Raw genomic sequence first — 16,196 nt, 5'->3', positions numbered from 1 at the left:
ATATTTATGAACATTAATATGTTGATGCAGCAAGCTCAGCGCATGCAAAAAGAAGTTGAAAACAATGTAAAAAAAGCCAAAGAAGAGCTGGCACAAACTGAAGTGCATGCCGAAGCGGGCGGTGGTTTGGTCAAAGTCACTATGACTTGCTGCAATGTGGTGAAGCGTATCGAAATCAACCCTGAATTACTTCAGGATGATCCAGACATGATCGAAGATCTGATTGCTGCTGCAATGAATGATGCTGCGCGTCAGGCAGAATTGGTCTCTGATGAAAGAATGAAAGCAGCAAACTCGGGTATGGGTTTACCACCGGGTCTGGCAGGTATGTTCTAAGGAAGAATGCGCAATGTTTAGTGATCGTTTTGATCAACTGGTTCAAGCATTACGCATTTTGCCAAGCGTTGGGCCGAAATCGGCTCAACGTATGGCATTGCATATGATCATGAAAAATCGTGAAGGTGCAATTGGTCTGGCGCATGCGTTGACTGAGGCGACCAACTACATTCATGAGTGTTCGGTTTGTCATTCATTGACTGAAGATGAAGTGTGCAATATCTGTACGTCGCTAGATCGTGATGATGAATTGCTCTGTGTGGTGGAATCACCTGCAGATGTTATGGCGATTGAGCAAAGTGGCAGCTTTAGAGGGAAATACCATGTACTGGGCGGGCATTTGTCACCGCTCGATGGGATTGGTCCTGAAGAAATTGGCATTCCGTATTTGTTGCACCGTTTGGCCAATGGTCAGGTGAAGGAAGTCATTCTCGCTACTAATGCGACGGTAGAAGGTCAGGCCACGGCACATTATCTGGTGGAAGCCAGCAAGCATCTGCCGATCCAGATGACTCGAATTGCCCAAGGTGTACCACAGGGCGGTGAACTGGAATATGTCGATAGTCATACCTTGAGTCAGGCCGTACATAACCGGATGCGCATGAAGTAAGATAGACTTAAAAATCTTGTTAGTTTTAATATAAAAAAGATATTATTTAAAATCTAGAGCCTAATAAATAAGGGGTATTTTTGCTAGATAGAGCAGAATCAGCGTTATTTTTTATACAAAAATTCTATAGATCAGTTAATATGGATCTATCGAGAATCTAATTTTAGACTCAGTCTTTATGTTTCAATTTATTCAACATCAAAACGATTTATACCCTGTGCTGAACCTGATGGATCAGAGTTCTGTTTACGGGCTGGATACCGAATTTATCAAGGTCGATACTTTGTGGCCGAAACTGGGTGTGTTTCAGATCAATGTAGACAACAAGGTCTATTTGCTGGATGGAACCACCCTGGATCTGACTGAGTTCTTCAATAAAGTTTTTAACGCCCAGCAGAATATTTTTCATGCTTGTAGCGAAGATATTGATCTGCTTTATCACTATACCCAAAAGAAATCACTGACCAATGTGTTTGATACCCAGGTCGGCATGTCTTTTCTGGGGCATGGTCTGCAAGTCAGCTATCAGAATGCGCTCAAACAGATGCTGGAAGTCGATATCGAAAAAGACCAGACCCGTTCTAACTGGCTGGCACGTCCTTTAAGTTCAGAACAATTACTTTATGCGGCCAATGATGTGCATTATCTGGTCAAGCTGTCTGACAAAATCAAACAAGAGCTAGATACGAAATACCTACTGGATTTTGCCTTGCAAGACTGTCGTTTCTTGACTCAGGAAATTGGTGAAGATACACCAACGGCCTTGTTATATCAGGATGTGGGGAATTATCGCCATTCACGCCGTCAGCTGATGCAATTACAGCAATTGATGGTCTGGCGCGATCAGATTGCCAAAGCACTGAATCAGCCACGTAGTTTTATCTTAAAAAATGTCAGTATGATTGATCTGGTCGAGAAGTTCCCGCGCAATAACTTCCAGCTGAGTCAAGTCAAAGATATCCGTTCAAATGTGGTTCGTGAACATGGTAAAACCATTCTGGATCTGCTGAAATTCTTGCCGGAACCGGAAAGCTGGCCGTTACGTCTGGCGCGTCCAATCCGTCATTCCTCCAAAGATATCGGCGAAAAGATCGATAACATCATTCAAAATGTAGTCGATGAAACCTCAATTCCAAAAGAAGTGCTGATGCGTAAAAAATGGCTGAATGCCTTGTATCAGCATGTGGTCTTTCATAAGGATGAGCAGGATCTGCCGGATTATCTGCTGGGCTGGCGCTATGAACTGTTAACCCAGCCACTGATTCAGGTGCTGCATCAGGATGAATCTTATTTATCGACCCAGATGAAAGTCAGCGAGTGATCGCTTGCAGGATTGGTTAAAGATAGAGCAATTATACAAAATCACGACTGATGCATGAGACGTGGCTAATGTTTCTGTCTTTTTTTTGATGTATCCTTGCGGATGTTTTTCCAGAAAAGTCGTTTGAAACATGCAAGTGTCTATCTACAAATCCAGCAAAAAAAGTGAAATGTATCTGTATGTGGCGCGTCCTGCGGATGAAAGCGAAGCTGAAATATTCGAGCCACTCAGCGTATTGTCTGAGCCCGTACAAGCCGCATTTGGACGTGCGACTCTTGTCATGCATCTTGAACTGAGCGAATCGCGTAAACTGGCACGTGCCAATGTATTGCATGTGATGGATTCTATTGCTACACGTGGTTTCTTTTTGCAAATGCCGCCAGAAGGCTTGATTGATCCGAATGCAGTCGCTCCAGAAGGATTGCGTGGCGCTTAATGTTAATTCAGGAGTTGTGAAATGAATGGTTATGTTGCTGTCTTAGACTCAATTCCTGAACAGAGCATTGCTGTTGCGGTTTATCTGCTGGGCAGCCTGATTGCTTTATGGTGCTGGTATGGCGTAACCAAGCGGCTGCCTAAGCCGCTTGGTGGTTTTTTGTGGATTTTAGGCTTTGCCATTCTATTGACACCGACGGTATCCGAGGGGCCGAATGCCTCTATCGCACCTGCAATTTTTGGCTTGCTGTTTGGTGTGTTGACCAAAGAGCAAGCTCTGATTTGGATTAATGCGTCACTTATTTTATTTGTCATTGGGATTGGATCTGTGATTGGCTATTGCTGGTCGACCTATGTGTCGAACAAGGGCAATCTTCGTGTTCACAAGAAAAGTTCACCGTTGTAAGTAAAAAAATAAGGTTAAATCATGTCTGCTGATCATCAACAATTTTCAGGTACAGCTCAGTACATTGCGACTGACAGTTTAAAGTTGGCGGTTAAAGCTGCCCGTAGTTTACAAAAGCCGTTATTGGTCAAAGGTGAGCCTGGTACAGGGAAAACTTTATTGGCTGAGCAGGTAGCAGAAAGCCTGGGCCTAAAACTGATCACCTGGCATATCAAGTCCACCACCAAAGCACAGCAAGGCCTGTATGAATACGATGCGGTGTCGCGCCTGCGTGATAGTCAGCTTGGTGATGACCGTGTCTATGACATCAAGAACTACATCAAGCCGGGTAAACTGTGGGAAGCATTTACCAGCGAAGAACGTTGTGTCTTGCTGATTGATGAAATTGATAAGGCAGACATCGAGTTTCCGAATGACTTGCTACATGAACTCGATAAAATGTCGTTCTATGTGTACGAGACCGGGGAAACCATTACCGCAACCCAGCGTCCAATCGTCATCATTACCTCAAATAATGAAAAAGAATTGCCCGATGCATTCCTGCGCCGTTGTTTCTTCCACTATATCGAATTTCCGGATGAAGCGACCATGCGCGAAATCATCGATGTACATTTCGAGAATATCTCTGCCACATTGGTCAATGAAGCCTTGCAGGTTTTCTTTAAATTGCGCCAGATTCCGGGTTTGAAAAAACCACCATCAACATCTGAGCTGATTGACTGGCTCAGCCTGCTCATGGCTGACGACATGCCGGAAGATATTTTGCGCAATACCGATAAATCCAAAGCGATTCCACCCTTGTACGGCGCCTTGATCAAAAATGAGCAAGATGTACAGTTGCTTGAACGTCTAGCCTTTATGTCACGTCGTTAAGGGAGAAACACGCATGTTTGTGCGACTGTTTTATACCTTACGCAAATACGGCGTACCGGTCTCAACCCGTGAGCTGATCGATTTGAATCAGGCGGTTGCGGCTGGACTGGTCTTTGCCGATCAGGATGAGTTCTATCAGCTGGCCAAAACTGTAATGGTTAAGGATGAGCGCTATTTCGACAAATTCGATCGCGCCATGAAAGACTATTTTGATGGTATCGCGACCTTTGATATTGATGAACTGCTGAATCAGGTGCATAAGCTGCCCAAAGACTGGTTCGATCTTGAACTGCTTGAAAAGCATTTGACTCCTGAACAGCGCGAAGAGCTGAAAAAAGCCGGATCATTAGAAGAACTGATGAAAATGCTGGAAGAGCGCTTGCGCGAACAGCATAAAAAACATCAGGGTGGCAACAAGATGATTGGTACCGGCGGCACTTCGCCTTTCGGTGCTTATGGCGATCATCCGGAAGGGGTGCGTATTGGTGGGCCGGGACGGAAACGCTCTGCGGTAAAAGTCTGGGAGCAGCGTCAATATCGCAACCTCGATGATGAGCAGATTCTGGGAAGTCGCCAGATGCAAATGGCACTGCGCCGTTTGCGTAAATTCGCGCGTCAAGGAGCAGCCGAAGAGCTGGATATCGATGGCACGATTCGTGAAACCGCCAAGCAGGGTATTTTAGACGTACAGCTGGTGCCTGAACGCCGTAACCGCATTAAAGTCTTGATGCTGTTTGATGTCGGCGGTTCGATGGACTCGCATATTGCCCAGTGTGAAAAGCTGTTTAGCGCAGCCAAAACCGAATTTAAAACCCTGGACTATTTTTATTTCCATAACTGCCTGTATGACTATGTCTGGAAAGACAATATCCGCCGTTCCAGCTCGCGCATGAATACCTGGGATTTATTCAATACCTATGGCCGTGATTACCGGGTGATTGTGGTTGGTGATGCCAGTATGGCGCCTTATGAAATCACCTCGGTCGGTGGTTCGGTTGAATATATGAATGATGAAGCAGGACAGGTCTGGTTGCAGCGTCTACGTCAGCATTTTGATAAAACCGCATGGCTCAATCCCGAAGAAGAAAATTATTGGCATTACACGCATAGCATTGGTTTGATTAAGCAAATCTTTGAGAACCATATGTTTCCAATGACCTTAAAAGGCATAGAGGATATGACCAAATATTTGGCACGTTAATTCCATTTTTCTATCAGTGACTTTATCTATTGTTATTAGTGCTTTAATGAAAATCGCTTTAAGATGAAGTCACAATTTCTATTTTAAATCCAGTTTTCAGGGATCGCTATGGATCATCAAATTAATGGTATTGCATTACCGAATGAAGCAGGTTTCTTTGGTAATTATGGCGGTCAGTTCATTCCGCCTGATCTTAAACAGGCGATGGATGATATTAATGTTGCATATCAGGAAATTCGCCATACTCCGGAATTTCAAAACGAGCTGAAAGACTTGTTTGCCCACTATGTCGGTCGCCCGAGTCCACTATTTCATGCCAAACGTCTGTCTGAAAAATTGGGCGGCGCACAGATTTACTTAAAACGTGAAGATCTGAACCATACCGGTGCACACAAGATCAATCACTGTCTCGGTGAAGCTTTGCTGGCCAAATACATGGGCAAAACCAAAGTCATTGCAGAAACGGGTGCGGGGCAGCATGGAGTAGCATTGGCAACGGCCTGTGCCTTGGTTGGTATTCCCTGTGAAATTCATATGGGCCAGGTGGATATCGAAAAAGAACATCCAAATGTCGTGAAAATGAAGATTCTGGGTGCTAAGCTGATTTCCGTTACGCGTGGAACGGCAACGTTGAAAGATGCAGTTGACAGTGCCTTCGAAGAATATTTAAAAGATCCAAAAAACTTTATCTATGCGATTGGTTCAGTGGTCGGTCCACATCCATTTCCAATGATGGTGCGTGATTTCCAGTCCATTATTGGTGATGAAATCAAGGTTCAAACCAATGAGCGTTTTGGTGCAAATCCTGACTATGTCGTTGCCTGTGTGGGTGGTGGTTCAAATGCAGTGGGGGCATTCACGGCATTTTTGAATGAACTAGATGTGAAATTGGTCGGTGTAGAGCCGGCAGGTCATGGTTTGGACACCGATATGCATTCGGCGACTTTAACTTTGGGTAAACCAAGTCAATTACATGGTATGGCCTGTTATGTTCTGGAAGATGAACAGGGCGAACCTTTGCCGGTTCATTCGATCGCATCAGGTCTGGATTATCCTGGGGTGGGTCCGCAGCATAGTTTGCTTAAAGACTTAGGTCGGGTTGAATACACCACAGCGACCGATCAGGAATGTCTGGATGCTTTCATGACCTTGTCACGTGTCGAAGGTATTGTGCCGGCATTAGAAAGTTCACATGCAGTCGCTTGGGCGATTCGTGAGGCGGGTAAGTTGCCAAAAGAAGTCAAAATCGTGGTCAATCTTTCTGGGCGTGGTGATAAAGACTCAGATTATGTGGCAGAGAAACTGGGTTTAAATTAAGTTCGCTGACAATATTGATATAAAAATCCCGGTCATGTACCGGGATTTTTTATAGGTGAAATCTGCGTCTTTGTCATGACTTTATTATTTAAATTAAGGGCCTTTTAAACTTGATTTTTGCCATGTTTCAGATCTTTTAAAAACACTAAACTGCTTTTAACCTGAAATATATTGCTGTAATTGATCAATCAGTTTGCGTTGGTCATCCATTGCTGCTTTGACCAAATCTCCGATTGAAATCAGACCAAGCAGTTTTTCATCTTCTACCACTGGCAGATGCCGTAGATGGCGCTCAGTCATTAAGGCTAAACAGTCTTCTACAGTCGTCGAGGTATTTACGGTAATCACTTTAGAGGTCATGATTTCATTGACTGTGGTATCGAAAGAGGTTCTTTGCATCAGGGCGATTTTACGGGTGTAATCCCGCTCCGACAAAATCCCTACCACGTTATCTTCATGCGTTACCACAAGTGCCCCGATTCCTTTATCAGCCATCAAGGTGATGGCCTCTAAAACAGTAGAATCTGGACGGATGGTATAAATAGCTTGATGCATTTTTTCATTCAGCACCTGTGCCACATTGGTCATGCTTCATCATCCTTACTGGTCAATTTATTATTAATCCTAGAGTATGCCTTCAACCTGAACATCTCTAAGTGTTTAGGTTTTAGTCTTTATAAATAGCATGTTATTTACGCAATGTGCAGTCTTTGTTGTGAAAAAAATAGGTGACGCATCTGTGCAGTGCTCAGTTTAAGTCTGGTGCCATTGGTATTGCACAGGGCTGGGGTGACATTCAGGCGCGACAAGGTCGGCAATAATGCATTTTCAAAATCTTCAGAATTGATTTTACGCGGAGCATAATCAGGCCAATGTTGCTGGGCATAATTTTTGGCATCGAGAGGATTTAGCCAAAACGGGAAAATACAGTCTTCCTGATCACGCATCATTGCCCAGCCTTTATGATATGCGCCCCATAGCTCGCCACAATTCCTTAAAGATTTCAGCATGGTGATCTTGAAAAGGGATTCTTTACAGATCGGATCAATTTGAATAATTTTTCGTGGTTTCATTAGAATAAAGTGCTATTGGATGTCAGACCTTATTCTAGGAACTTTATAAGTAATTACTGTTTCAGCTTTGCAAGGATTGGTAAGAAAATATGTATTTATTGCTATTTATCGAAAAAAAGGGCTGAAAAAAACGCCACCTAGGTGACGTTTCATTATGCTTGCAGGGTGGCCATGTTCTGCCAGTACTGCGCTTTGAGTGAATCCCGTTCTACACGGAAACCTTGATAATAAAGTTCTGCTAAAAAAAGCGCTGCTTTACCATGACCTGCACGAGCTGCATCTTCAAGCTGTTTTACCGCATCCACAAAGTTCATTTGGGATTGGATGGTATTCACGGCATCTGCATACAGATGTTCCAGATCGTGTTGAGAGAGTTGTTGTATCATATAAAAACTCCTTAATTTTAATTATGATTACAGGACAGACTAATCAGTCTAAATACAAATATAACTTAGTATTGTTAAACTAATATTACAAAATAATGGAAAAGTCAACTATTCGATTTTATTCGTTTACTTTAGTTATAGTTTACATGACTAAACTATACACACTTATAAATATTATTAAGATAAATTGTAAATAGAGATCAAACAATAAGGAGAAAGCCATGATGACAAGAACTTTAGATGGTGTAAATTTTGATATGCCACCAACTGCTGGGCAAATCCTTGAACTTGCACATTTGCATCGCAAGAAACTGGATGACGCTATATTTAGTAAATATACGCATCTAGGTAATTATGGACTGGCACAACGTAAAGAGGTGTATGACTTTACCCGTGCTCTGGACGTCAATCAGCGTGAGCAGTTCTATAAACTCTATAATGGCGAGTTGGTTCGAATTGCAGATGAAGATCGCCTGCATCCCCCTGAAGCAGAAGCGGGGTTAAGTAAATTTGCTGTTGCACTGGTATTGGTGATTGTAGCATTGGTGCTCTATTCCACTATTCTGAGCAGAATGATGAGCTAATCCGCAGAGTCGTGGATTTTAGCCCTGCTAAATATGGCGCTACTGACTTGAACTTATATAAGCCTAACCATACACTACCTTTAACTTGAGGTAGTGTATGTCTATAGATACAGAAAAGTTAATTCAATGGTTCAGCAGAATCAAGCTGGAACAGATTTATAATATTGTTGTCATTTTTATGGTTGTGGTAATTTTATTTTTAGCCGCATTGGCTCTCTATCGTCCGCTTAGCATCTCTCAAATCACTCAGATTCGGCAACTTTCTGAACAGCAGAATTTGCCCCAAACTCAGGATCTGGCACTGGCTCTATTAGAGCAGCAGCATATCCGTCGTGGGCAGTATCTTAAATTGATGCAGGCCTATCAGCAGGAGTCTCTGCGGGCGCGTCAGCTGCCACCGCTCTCGGTGGAGATGCCTTAGGCACAGGGTTTGCTGGCAAATTGAAATTGGCATCCATTAAATTCTGCTCCAAACGCATTTTCAAGGCATCTTTATCCAGTTCTTTATTGACCACGACCAGCGTTAGGCGGTCTGGATGTAAATGTTTGCGTATTGCATTTTGCACATCCTTTGCGCTAATTCTGGCTAGACGTTCCGGATAACTGGATAAATAATCATTTTGCTCACTATAAAAGCCCATATTGCCTAACTGGGCATTAATGGTGGCATTGCTGCTGTAATTGTTAGGGAAGGCGCGCAGCATGCCTGCTTTGGTTTCTTCCAGACGTTGAGTGTCAATCGGTTGGCTGACAAAATTGATAAATGCCTGATGTGCAATCTGAATACTCTCTAGTAGCTGATCCTGCCGTGTAGAATATTTAAAGCTGAATACTCCGGGTGCCTGACTAAAGCTGAATGAGCTATAAGCGCCGTAGCTAAAACCACGTTTGACCCGCAGTTCCTGCATGAGTACCGCATTAAATCCACTCCCGCCAAACATGCGGTTGGCGACTTCTAGGGCCAGTCGGTCTTCAGTAAAGCGTGATGGCCCTATATGTCCAAAAGTGATATGCGCCTGAGACGAGTTATAGGGTAAATGCACCACTTCAAAACCAGATTTAATTTCAGGCTGTGGTAATGCAGCTGCTTTTTGACCTTGAGTTAAATTGCCGGCAATCCGTTCTGACAGTTCCAGCGCCTGTTTGGGGCTGAGTTTACCGGTAATAGCAATATTCATATTTTGCGCCACCAGAAACTGATCACGGAATTGTTTTAATAATTCGGCATTAATTTTCTTGGTACTGCCTTGGGTGCCACTGATTGGTTCTGCATAAGGATGCTGACCATATAGAGTACGATAAAAACGAATATCCATCAGCCGGCTTGGATTTTCCTGTAATTGCTTTTGTCCCACTTGGGTATTGCTTAAAGCCAGATTAATACTGGCGGGTTTAAATGACGCATTCTTTAGAACTTCCATCATCATTCCGAGTGCCGGTTCCAATTTATTTGGATCTGAAAGCGTACGCAGCCGAACCACAAACATGTCTCGATAGGCCTGTACGCTAAATTGTGCGCCGGCTTGGTCAAAAATTGCCGCCACCTGATTCGCACTATATCTGTCTGTGCCTTCACGCATCAGCCTGGCTGCCATACTGGACAGGCCATAGAGTCCTTTAGTAATTTCCTGATCACGCGCCGAGCCGGCATTAAAGGTCAGCTGGATATCCACCATTGGAAGATCTTGGGTTTCAACAAATAGCGTACGTACCTGATAGCGATTGTTCAGGTCGTGAATATACGGTGCCTGAAATTCACGCTGCGGATTGAGATTTTTCAGGCTTTGCAACAGAGGGATAGACTGTAACTGACTCGGATTATCGTTTTGATCGGGTTGAGGGTCCAGATAATTTTCTGCATGAACAGCAGAAGCAAAACTTAAAATAAAAATAAGTAAAAAAGGGCGAAGATGATGACGCATTGCAATCCCCATTATTGGGCTTTTTGTTCAGGTGAGAGATAAAGTGTGCTGAGATTGTCTCGGACAAAATAGGCATTGGCGACACGCTGGATATCCTGAACGCTGACACTTTCAAAATGCTTGGGTAGTTCATCCATCAGCCGATAACTCAGTCCATTGACTTCCAGATTGCCAATCATTTTGGCCTGGCCGGCAATATCATCCTGACTATAAATCAAACTGGAGATAAAGCGGGTGCTGATACGATCTACTTCCTGTTGGGTCATGGCGGTGGTTTTGAGTAAATCCACTTCATCCTGAATCGCTTGTTGTGACTCTTGCAAAGATACGCCTGGCGCAGGTAAGGCAGAAATGCCAAACAGGCTGTCACCACGATTATAAGGATCATAAGAAGCGCTGACAGAGGTCAGAATTTTACGATCACGCACCAGACGGTCTTGCAGGCGTGAAGAAATGCCGCTGTCCAAAAGGCTACGAATAATGGTCAAGGCATACGCATCTTGTGGGTTTTTGGCAGTGCCGAGGGATTTCACATTCCAGGTCATGTACAGATTGGGCACCTGAACATTGCTGTTAATTTCCATATGCCGATAGCCTAAGCGCTCAAACTCCAGCACATCATTACGTGGCGGTGTTGGACGCGCAGGGATATCTCCAAAATATTTTTGCACTTGCGCTAAAGCCGCTTCCGATTCCACATTTCCAACAATTACCAGAATGGCATTATTGGGGCTATACCAGTCCCGATACCATTTTTTGATATCATTTAACTGAATATTATTTAGAGTTTTCATATGTCCAATCACCGGTTGGCGATAATGGCTGGTCGGATAACTGATCCATTTAAAGCGTTCAAAGGCCTGAGCGCGCGGGTTGTCATCGGTACGCTGGCGCCGTTCTTCCATCACCACTTTAATTTCTGGCGCAAAGTCCTGCTGCCGCAGTAATAAATTGCTCATGCGGTCAGATTCAAGTTCCAGTGCCATGGGGAAATAGGCTTTAGGATAGAGCTGATAATAATTGGTGTAATTGGTAAAGGTGGCGGCGTTGATGCTGCCGCCATAAATCCGGCTCAGACGGGTAAATTCGTCATTTGGAACTTTATGCGTACCTTTGAACATCATATGTTCAAGTGCATGCGATACCCCCAGAATATTGCCAGATTCATCACTGCTGCCGACTTTATACCAGATCTGGGTCATCACCATGGGCGCACGATGGTCTTCCCGAATAATGACTTTTAATCCATTACTTAAAGTCGTTTCAAAAGTGGTGCGTGATAATTCACTGCGAGTCTGGGCTTGGGCCTGATTAATACTTAATCCCAGCAATAAGGCACCAAGTGGATAAAGTGTTTGTTTAATCATTCTGGAAAAAGAGGAGACAGTCAAAAAGGTGGCGGACACTAGATCTCCCAAAAATAGGCATTTGTATTTAGGGTTATTTTTAATAAATGCGGAGATGAAAGCAACCAAGAGCTGTAGCTTTTTGGTATGTTTGTCCAGCATTTGCATTGCTAGCTGCAAAGCAGGCAAGTTATGGTAGAATCTGGGTTTTTAACGCAATGCTTTTCAAGGATTCGGCATGCAACAGCAATCTAATGGGCAAAACAAATTTTTGATTGATGCTGATATCGGAGATGATGATGTCACATTACCGAGCTTACCTGCGGTCAATGTGCCTATCGTAGAAACGCCAAGCGAAGCAGCTGTAGTTTCTGCACCTGTCGTAACAGAAACTGAAAATGAAGATTCTGCGGCGAAAGGTGGCTTCTTTAGCCGTATGAAAGAGGGTTTAACCAAAACCCGTAAAAACCTTGCCGATGGGATGGTCAATATCCTGATCGGTGGTAAAGAAATTGATGATGAATTATTAGAAGAAGTCGAAGAGCAGCTGCTGGTGGCCGATATTGGTGTGGAAGCCACCAAGACCATCATTGCTAACCTGACCGAGCGTACCGAACGTGGTGACTTGATCTACTCGCATTCACTGTATAAGGCGCTTCAGGAAGAACTGGTGGCTTTATTGGCACCCCGGGTAAAACCGCTACACATTGATCCGAATAAATCGCCTTATGTGATTTTAGTGGTCGGTGTAAATGGTGTAGGTAAAACCACCACGATTGGCAAACTGGCCAAACGTCTGCAAGGTGAAGGCAAGACGGTCATGCTGGCGGCAGGTGATACTTTCCGTGCAGCTGCAACGGAGCAGCTACAGATCTGGGGTGAGCGTAATAATATTGCGGTCGTGGCTCAAGGCAATGGTGCAGACTCGGCTTCAGTGATTTTCGATGCTTTTGAAAGTGCGCGTGCCAAAGGCGTAGATGTATTAATTGCTGATACAGCTGGTCGTTTGCATAACAAAGGTCATTTGATGCAAGAGTTGACCAAAGTAAAACGTGTCATGCAGAAAATTGATGCGACTGCACCACATGAAGTGATGTTGGTTGTCGATGCCGGAACAGGTCAGAATGCCATTAACCAGGTCGAAATGTTTGATGAGGCGGTAGGCCTAACCGGTTTGACCATTACCAAGCTCGATGGGACTGCTAAAGGTGGCGTACTGTTTAATATTGCCAGTCGTACTCATGTGCCGATTCGCTTTATTGGTGTGGGTGAGAAAATTGATGACTTGCGTCCTTTCTCTGCCAAATCTTTTGTTGCTGCATTGTTTGAAACTGAAAATAAATAATGCGTGATAATTCACACAAACTCCGCTAAGTGCGGAGTTTGTTGTTTTTGAGGGGTTTGAATGCTTTAAAAATCAGCTAGAAAATATGAACCAGATCTATCTACCGTAATAAAGCCATTATACTTGTATGGGATTATTCGAGCTGTTTTAGCTGGGTTTTGTGGGGGGAAGAAATGGCATTGCTAAATAAAATTGGTCAGGTATTAACAAGTGATATAACCAAGGACTTTAAATTTTCGAAAAAAAACAAACCTGATGATGATTTGAAACTGACTTTTGTTGATCAGTTGAAAAAGCGCCGTAGTATTTATGAACTTGGCAAGCGGGTACATTATAGTCAGGCGTATCTGAGTGAAATGCTTCAGGCAGCAGTTCGCAGTTGTCCTTCAGCCTATAATTCCCAAAGTACGCGGATTGTAGTGTTATTTGCGGATTCTCATTATAAGTTTTGGGAACTTGTCAAACAGGTTCAGCGCCAGCATGTGCCCACACATATTTACGAAGGTGCAGAGATCAAGTTAAATCAGTGTGCCGCGGCATATGGCACGATTTTATTTTACGAAGATCAAGCCGTGATTCAGCAACTACAAAAGAAAATGCCGCTCAATGCAGAAGATTTCCCGATCTGGTCTGAACAGACATCAGGAATGGCGCAATTTGCCGTGTGGACTGCATTGGCAGATTCGGGTTTAGGTGCATCTTTACAGCATTATAATCCGCAGATCGACACTTTAGTCGCCGAGCATTTTGACATTGAAAAGAGCTGGTTGTTACGTGCCCAACTTTGCTTTGGCTCGATTGAGCAGGCAGCAAAAGAAAAATTAGAACAGCAAGATCAGCACTTTTTTAAAGTATTGGGTTAAAAACCGATGAAGGACGGTATAGCAGCATGGATGCTGCGAATGAAATCTAATACAAATATTCTATTCAGATCTAAGTCTGATTGTTCTATAAATAAAACACATTGTTATGGGAATGCACCTGTTTTAAGTGCTCAAAACACGTAGTATGACTTTATCAGCTTTTAATAATCAAAATACATAGAGGTGAATTTATGGCATTTTTAGATCAAATCAAACAGCGCCGAAGCATTTATACCATTGGGAAAAATGTGAGCCTGGAGCAGGCTGAAATTGAAAATCTCATTAAAGATGCAGTTAAACACAGCCCATCATCTTTTAACTCGCAAACTTCTCGTGTGGTAATTTTATTTGGTCAATCACATGATACTTTCTGGCATATTGTGCGTGAAACCTTGCGTGATCTTGTTTCGACAGATGCATTTGAAGCAACCAATAATAAAATTAATGGTTTTGCAGCAGGTTATGGCACCGCATTGTTTTATGAAGACCAGAATGTGGTGAAATCGATGCAAGAACAGTTTGCACTCTATGCCGATAACTTCCCGGTCTGGTCAGAGCATTCTTCAGCCATTGCGCAGTTTGCAACCTGGACAGCTTTGGCAGAGAAAAATATCGGTGCCTCGTTGCAGCATTACAATCCAATTATTGATGAAGAAGTTGCACAAACTTTTGAAGTCCCATCGCACTGGAAGCTTCGCGCGCAATTGGTCTTTGGTTCTATTGAAGCACCTGCAGGCGAAAAAACCTTTATGGATGATGCGGAGCGTTTTAAAACCTTTGCATAAATCGGGTTTCAGCTAAAAAGAAGTGCTTTTGTGCTTCTTTTTTTATTTGTACTGGCTAATAGCAGATAATTTAAAATTGCTAGTCAAATAAATGCTAAAAGTTCAGGTGAAATAAGAGAAGTTTTTGTCATAAAATTGTCATTTCAACGCGGCATAGTGCAGCTCAACTTTAATAATTAACTTGAAATGAGTAGATGATATGGATTTTCGTATTGCGACAACTGTAGCGGCACTGTTGTTTAGTACTTCGGTTTTTTCAACGGTGACTATTACGGTACCTGAAGAAATTAAGATTGTTGCGGTAAATAATCAGGAAATAAAATCAAGTCTATTACGTTCTAATTCAACTTATAAACTGGATGCTGGAATGAATAATATCAGCGTCCGCTATAATGAGTTTTTTCAGCACTCTGATAATTCACATGACATTTTAAAGTCGGGAGTGCTTACTGTAAAAACTCCAGAGCTTAAAGATGGTGAAACCTATCGTTTAGCGTTAATTAATGCACCTCAGAATTTTGACGAAGCTAAAAAGTACCAGGATCAGCCCATCATTGGCTTATATGATGCAAAAAATCAGCTGCTTGTTCAGCAAGCGGGCGCTAAAGATGCAGCGAGAACATGGTTTGCAAATAATGTATTGACCAAAACAGTCGAGATGAGTAGCAAGTCAGCAACATCACTTAATCAACCAGCACCTGTATATGCTCAGGCAGCTAGTGTAGCTACGGTCGCCACTCCTCAAACTCAATTCGTCGGGCAGAATGATCAACAACTCATTCAATTATGGCAAAAGGCCTCCAAAGCTGAACGTCAAAAATTTATGACTTGGTTGGCTGAACAGACGAATTAAAAGATAAAGTATGAAGGATCAAATGGTATTGATGCTTTTTTAATAGGTAGAGTGCAGAGATTTATATTTGGTTATACTTTTAATGCAAAAAATCTGGAAAATCTCTCAGAAAAGGCTAAAAATAACATTTTAGATTAAAAAATAAACGTACAAGTCACTTTTTTGAATCTTTTTGAGAAAAGCCCTTGCGCTTGTTCCTAAAGTGTATAGAATACGCTGCATCAAGGCGATACAGCAAAACGAACTTAGCTGATTAAGTTAGGTTGTTGTGTGAGTTGCCTGGTAGCTTGTTTCTGACGAAGAGCAAGAAGATCATTAAGAGATTATGAAGAACAACTTGTGTGGATTTTTACTGGTTGATTGATCGAAATTATTTTCATTGATTGATGGTAGAAATGACTCGAAGTTTATTTGAGAAATATTTGTCAGAAAATTGATGAGCCAAGATTGGTACCCTTTAAGGTACTACTGATTTTAAACTGAAGAGTTTGATCATGGCTCAGATTGAACGCTGGCGGCAGGCTTAACACATGCAAGTCG

At 42.9% G+C, this 16,196-nt stretch carries 19 protein-coding genes and 1 rRNA gene; 15 read left to right on the top strand and 5 right to left on the bottom strand.

Annotated features, from left to right (window positions below; genetic code table 11):
• Positions 1-6 precede the first annotated feature (6 nt).
• From GVV58_RS13705 to trpB, 8 genes are all read left to right on the top strand, one after another.
• Positions 7-336: a YbaB/EbfC family nucleoid-associated protein gene (locus tag GVV58_RS13705; RefSeq protein WP_159516758.1), complete on the top strand. Its 330-nt coding sequence runs from the start codon at positions 7-9 to the stop codon at positions 334-336.
• 13 nt (positions 337-349) lie between these two features.
• Complete coding sequence (gene recR / locus GVV58_RS13700; protein ID WP_004278698.1) at positions 350-946, top strand: recombination mediator RecR; 597 nt, start codon at positions 350-352, stop codon at positions 944-946.
• Positions 947-1,124: 178 nt separating this feature from the next.
• On the top strand, positions 1,125-2,267 hold the full coding sequence (locus GVV58_RS13695; RefSeq protein ID WP_005097077.1) for an HRDC domain-containing protein: 1,143 nt from the start codon (positions 1,125-1,127) through the stop codon (positions 2,265-2,267).
• A gap of 130 nt (positions 2,268-2,397) precedes the next feature.
• Positions 2,398-2,703 carry a YcgL domain-containing protein gene (locus GVV58_RS13690; protein WP_159516757.1) on the top strand — a complete coding sequence of 102 codons (306 nt, stop codon included), beginning with the start codon at positions 2,398-2,400 and terminating at the stop codon, positions 2,701-2,703.
• Between the two features lie 21 nt (positions 2,704-2,724).
• Positions 2,725-3,108, top strand: coding sequence for a hypothetical protein (locus GVV58_RS13685; protein ID WP_074383190.1), 384 nt, complete (start codon positions 2,725-2,727; stop codon positions 3,106-3,108).
• 21 nt (positions 3,109-3,129) lie between these two features.
• Entirely contained in the window at positions 3,130-3,981 is an 852-nt protein-coding gene (locus tag GVV58_RS13680) for a MoxR family ATPase (protein ID WP_005097074.1), read from the top strand.
• Positions 3,982-3,994: 13 nt separating this feature from the next.
• Positions 3,995-5,182, top strand: coding sequence for a VWA domain-containing protein (locus GVV58_RS13675; RefSeq protein WP_159516756.1), 1,188 nt, complete (start codon positions 3,995-3,997; stop codon positions 5,180-5,182).
• A gap of 108 nt (positions 5,183-5,290) precedes the next feature.
• Complete coding sequence (gene trpB / locus GVV58_RS13670) at positions 5,291-6,499, top strand: tryptophan synthase subunit beta (protein ID WP_005097072.1); 1,209 nt, start codon at positions 5,291-5,293, stop codon at positions 6,497-6,499.
• Positions 6,500-6,655: 156 nt separating this feature from the next.
• Here the strand turns inward: trpB and GVV58_RS13665 are convergent, their stop codons facing one another.
• From GVV58_RS13665 to GVV58_RS13655, 3 genes are all read right to left on the bottom strand, one after another.
• Entirely contained in the window at positions 6,656-7,087 is a 432-nt protein-coding gene (locus GVV58_RS13665; RefSeq protein ID WP_005097071.1) for a CBS domain-containing protein, read from the bottom strand.
• A gap of 104 nt (positions 7,088-7,191) precedes the next feature.
• Positions 7,192-7,572 carry a DUF2750 domain-containing protein gene (locus GVV58_RS13660; RefSeq protein ID WP_005097070.1) on the bottom strand — a complete coding sequence of 127 codons (381 nt, stop codon included), beginning with the start codon at positions 7,570-7,572 and terminating at the stop codon, positions 7,192-7,194.
• Positions 7,573-7,724: 152 nt separating this feature from the next.
• Positions 7,725-7,958, bottom strand: coding sequence for a hypothetical protein (locus GVV58_RS13655; RefSeq protein WP_005097069.1), 234 nt, complete (start codon positions 7,956-7,958; stop codon positions 7,725-7,727).
• 224 nt (positions 7,959-8,182) lie between these two features.
• On the opposite strand from GVV58_RS13655, the gene GVV58_RS13650 reads away from it, so the two are divergent.
• Together GVV58_RS13650 and GVV58_RS13645 are read left to right on the top strand one after the other, a co-directional pair.
• Positions 8,183-8,542 carry a hypothetical protein gene (locus GVV58_RS13650; protein WP_035337940.1) on the top strand — a complete coding sequence of 120 codons (360 nt, stop codon included), beginning with the start codon at positions 8,183-8,185 and terminating at the stop codon, positions 8,540-8,542.
• 97 nt (positions 8,543-8,639) lie between these two features.
• A complete protein-coding gene (locus GVV58_RS13645) occupies positions 8,640-8,963 on the top strand; it encodes a hypothetical protein (protein WP_005097067.1) in 324 nt (107 codons plus the stop codon).
• Here GVV58_RS13645 and GVV58_RS13640 read toward each other — a convergent pair.
• Positions 8,887-10,464, bottom strand: coding sequence for a pitrilysin family protein (locus GVV58_RS13640; RefSeq protein ID WP_159516755.1), 1,578 nt, complete (start codon positions 10,462-10,464; stop codon positions 8,887-8,889). The two genes, GVV58_RS13645 and GVV58_RS13640, sit on opposite strands and share 77 nt — an antisense overlap.
• Positions 10,465-10,475: 11 nt before the next feature.
• Entirely contained in the window at positions 10,476-11,870 is a 1,395-nt protein-coding gene (locus GVV58_RS13635; protein WP_159516754.1) for a pitrilysin family protein, read from the bottom strand.
• A gap of 178 nt (positions 11,871-12,048) precedes the next feature.
• Here GVV58_RS13635 and ftsY point away from each other — a divergent pair, with 178 nt between their 5' ends.
• The 5 genes from ftsY to GVV58_RS15545 all read left to right on the top strand — a co-directional run.
• On the top strand, positions 12,049-13,155 hold the full coding sequence (gene ftsY, locus GVV58_RS13630; protein WP_005097061.1) for a signal recognition particle-docking protein FtsY: 1,107 nt from the start codon (positions 12,049-12,051) through the stop codon (positions 13,153-13,155).
• A 173-nt stretch (positions 13,156-13,328) separates the two neighbouring features.
• Positions 13,329-14,018, top strand: a complete 690-nt coding sequence (locus GVV58_RS13625) for a nitroreductase family protein (RefSeq protein ID WP_005097060.1) — start codon at positions 13,329-13,331, stop codon at positions 14,016-14,018.
• 191 nt (positions 14,019-14,209) lie between these two features.
• Positions 14,210-14,803, top strand: a complete 594-nt coding sequence (locus GVV58_RS13620) for a nitroreductase family protein (protein ID WP_005097059.1) — start codon at positions 14,210-14,212, stop codon at positions 14,801-14,803.
• A gap of 199 nt (positions 14,804-15,002) precedes the next feature.
• Positions 15,003-15,656, top strand: coding sequence for a DUF2057 domain-containing protein (locus GVV58_RS13615; protein ID WP_005170671.1), 654 nt, complete (start codon positions 15,003-15,005; stop codon positions 15,654-15,656).
• A gap of 476 nt (positions 15,657-16,132) precedes the next feature.
• A 16S ribosomal RNA gene (locus GVV58_RS15545) occupies positions 16,133-16,196 on the top strand; the annotation flags it as partial.

Origin of the sequence: Acinetobacter sp. 18QD2AZ41W (assembly GCF_009829025.1) — a bacterium.
Lineage (GTDB): Bacteria > Pseudomonadota > Gammaproteobacteria > Pseudomonadales > Moraxellaceae > Acinetobacter > Acinetobacter pseudolwoffii.
This window is presented reverse-complemented; position numbering and strand designations above follow the sequence as displayed.